We start from the raw sequence: 3273 nt of genomic DNA on the forward strand, positions 1-3273 counted from the left end.
AGGCGCTGCAGAAGGCGCAACTCGGGATCTACCGCCTGCGCGGCGGATCGCACCCCGCCTTCTGGGCGCCCTTCGCGCTGATGGGGCCGGGCCGGACCGTAGAGCCGCGCGGTCAGACCGCCAGCGCCGGGGCAGCGGCGCGCCTCTGAAAATGCTGCTCAACAATTGCCATTGAGCAGGCTCTTCCGTTGGGCGGCAAGCTGTTCGCGGCACGCAACCCAGAGATCGCATTCATCGCGATGGGACACCGCTGGAGCCACCGTCGGCCGCAGGAAGCGACCGCCCCCGCCACTCCACAAAGGCCGCCGACGGCCAGGCGGGAGATCAGAGCGGCAATTCGATGCCGTTCAGGCAGCGGCAAAGTAGAGCGGCCAGATCGCCTTGAGGGCGCAAACCATGAAGGCGGAGCCGATCGCGAGCTCCGGCCAGGCTCCCCATTGGGAAGGTTGAGCGCTGGCAGCACCGCAGCTTAGCGCCGTTGCGGCCAAAAGAGCACCGACCGAGGCCAGCCCTGCGCCGCAGCCGATCCCCAGGGCCGCCGCCAAGGTGGCTCTGAATGAGCCGGAAAGACTCACACGCAGCGCTACGACCAGGTTAGGCCCCGGCGTCGTCAGAAGGAGCACATCGGCGTGCGCCAGGATGGTGAGCAAAACAACAGCGGGTGAACCCGACACGAAGACCCCTCATGCAATCTCGGGCAGGATTGGCAATCAGACGGACGACAGTGGTGTCCGCCTCCTCCGGTCGAATGAGGACCGTGCGGCGGGCGTGATTGAAGGTCAGATCTCCACAGAATGAGACAGATCGGCAACGAGGCTAACTCTGAGGTTCGATCGATGGCCACGAAGAGGTGGAGCATGCCCTGCTCGGTCCTCACCTCGGCGAGGTCGATGTGAAAGAACCCGATCGTGTAGGCCTTGAAGCGCTTGCGGGCGGGCTTGTCGCCATCGGTCTCGGGGAGACGCGAGATGCCGTGGCGCTTGAGGCAGCGATGCAGAGCTGAGCGCGTCAGGTGCGGGATGGTGGGCTGCAGGGCGTAGAGGCAGTCGTCCAGTGGCAGCAGGTGTGGCAGCGGAAGGCGACGACGATCGCTTCCTCCTCGACTGAGAGGGTGGTGGAGCGCGGCTCGGCGGGGCCGGTGCGCCGATCGGCGACATCTGCTCGCGCCCGCCACTTGGCGCTGGTCTTCGGGTTCACGCCATGGCGGCGGACCAGAGCCCTCAGGCTCTCTTGGCTATGCTGGATCGCGCAACGGACCGCCTCAGTCGTGCGGGCGCAGCCGTGGAGAACCTGGCCCATAGCGCGTCCTTCCATGCTTGGGAAAAGCCTGCACCATCAAACCCTGGGATCAGCCATCTAGGTGAGGCTGGCCGCCGCCGCCAGCACGCCGAGCGCGCGGCGCTCCGCGCTGAAGAGAGCAACGCGAAGCGAGGCCGATCTATTGGCGAAGCAGCACCATCACCCATCCCGCCGGATTGATTGGTATCTGGACTGCGGTTCCTGGTGCTGCGGCAGTGAACGCCTCCGCATGGCGCGCGAACCCGAAATCCTCGAATGGCGGTAACGCCCAGCTCCGCGGAATCGCGACCATCACCAGCGCCGCCATGAGGGCAAGGCCCACGACCCGCAGTGGAACAGTCACCGGCCCAACGGCGAGCCAGCCGATGACCGCGATCCAGGCGATCAGTGGAAAGAACGCGTAACGCGAGCCGTCCGGCCCGAGTGCCAAAGCCGGCCATTGCTCCCTGTCCATCGAGATCTGCGGCGAAGCGAGCGACGCCGCCAGCACCAGGGCAGCGAAGATGATCAACAGCTTCAACGGCACTGGTCCGCGCAACAGCGCCAGGACGGTCAATGCCGCCGCCAGCAGCATCGCCGGCAGAGCCATCATCGCGGGCGGCGGGGTCCCTGCCCACTGCAGCAGATCTGTCGCTGTGCCCGCGACCGCCTGGGCGAGCACCTGAGTGCAGATGATGCGCGCAAACCAGAGCAGTGACGCGCCCCGTGGCGCTGGCGCACGATCTGCTGCCATGCTGTCAAACATCGCTAGCCCTTGCACCGCGCAGCAGACTGCCAGCACCCCAGCCAAGGCCGCGGAGTGTCGCGTCCGGCGCAGCCAGAATGCCACCAGCGCAATCGGCAGCAGCATCACCGCGAAGGGCCCGCTCAATCCCGACAGGATGACGAGACCAAGATCGGCCCAGCGCCGCCAGCCCTCGCCTTCCGGCAGCATCAGCAGAATCAGTGCCGAGAGCGCCAAGTGCCACTGGATGTTGGTGACATTGACGTGCACCTCGGCGGAGCCCGGCAGGGCGAGATAGAGGAAGCTGGCCAACAACCGCCCGGCGCGGCTCGGGATGATCTCCCGCCCGCGCGCGCTGCAAAGGATGAGGACCGGCAGTGTCTGGAAGAAGAGGCCGATCACATTGAAGAACAGCGGCGCGTGCCGCAGCTCCACGGCCTGGGCAAGCAGGCCGACCGTCCGGGCGGTGGTCTGGTAATAGCCGTTCTGCGTTTTGATGAGTGACTCGAACCAGCGCATCGCGTGGGCTTCGCGATACCAGCAGAGCCCATCCTCCGCCCAAAACTGGGCATTCAGGAAGGCGTCCGGCCTCCGGCTGTAGATCAGCAGGACGGAGATGAGCAGGATGGGCAGCAGGGGAATTCGCCGCTCCTCCGCCTTCGCGCTCACCACGCCTTCGCGAACCGGTTCCAATGCTCATCCACCAGCGGGCATGTTCGGAATTGGGTGCTTCGCATCGACCATCCGATGCGCAGCCGGATACAGAAAGTGAGCCGGAACCAAGCGTCGTCCATCCTTCGTCCAGCAGATTTGAGTCTCACGAACCATGCGCGACAACTGTGAGCTCGCGCCCGGGGAAAGCCGGGGCCGGCGGGACCAGCCGCGGCCTGCTGCGCGTTTTCCATCTGCTGCGCGACGCGTCGCATTACGAATTCCGCTCCCATCCGTAAGCCCTCCGGCGTGGGCGTGGCCGCACTGCAGATCGAGCGCCTGAATGACGCTTCTAAGCGGGATTCGCCCGGTCATCGCGTGACTGGGCGGGAGCGGCGGCGTCGCAGCCTCGGCCTGAGGATATGCTCTTGCTGGCATCGGCTTCAGTTCCCGAAGGCAGAGTGCGACGGCGGGCCGGCTGCCGGTAGCGTCTCAGCTACTGTTCTCGGAAGGCGCGGTGGAAGCTGTCGAGGACGGGCTGGATCATGTAGCGCAGGAAGGACCTGGCGCCGATCTGGACCATGGCCTCGACCGGCATG

The 3273-nt window shown here is 66.0% G+C and carries 2 protein-coding genes and 1 pseudogene; all 3 read right to left on the minus strand.

The window, feature by feature from the left end; genetic code table 11:
* Nucleotides 1–347: 347 nt before the first annotated feature.
* On the minus strand, nt 348–674 hold the full coding sequence (locus GXW71_RS34320) for a hypothetical protein (protein WP_211858553.1): 327 nt from the start codon (nt 672–674) through the stop codon (nt 348–350).
* 140 nt (nt 675–814) lie between these two features.
* Nucleotides 815–1299, minus strand: a pseudogene (locus GXW71_RS34325) (IS481 family transposase); the annotation flags it as partial.
* Between the two features lie 139 nt (nt 1300–1438).
* Nucleotides 1439–2692, minus strand: coding sequence for a hypothetical protein (locus tag GXW71_RS34330; protein ID WP_211858551.1), 1254 nt, complete (start codon nt 2690–2692; stop codon nt 1439–1441).
* Between the last annotated feature and the right edge of the window lie 581 nt (nt 2693–3273).

The organism is Plastoroseomonas hellenica (assembly GCF_018129085.1).
GTDB lineage: Bacteria > Pseudomonadota > Alphaproteobacteria > Acetobacterales > Acetobacteraceae > Plastoroseomonas > Plastoroseomonas hellenica.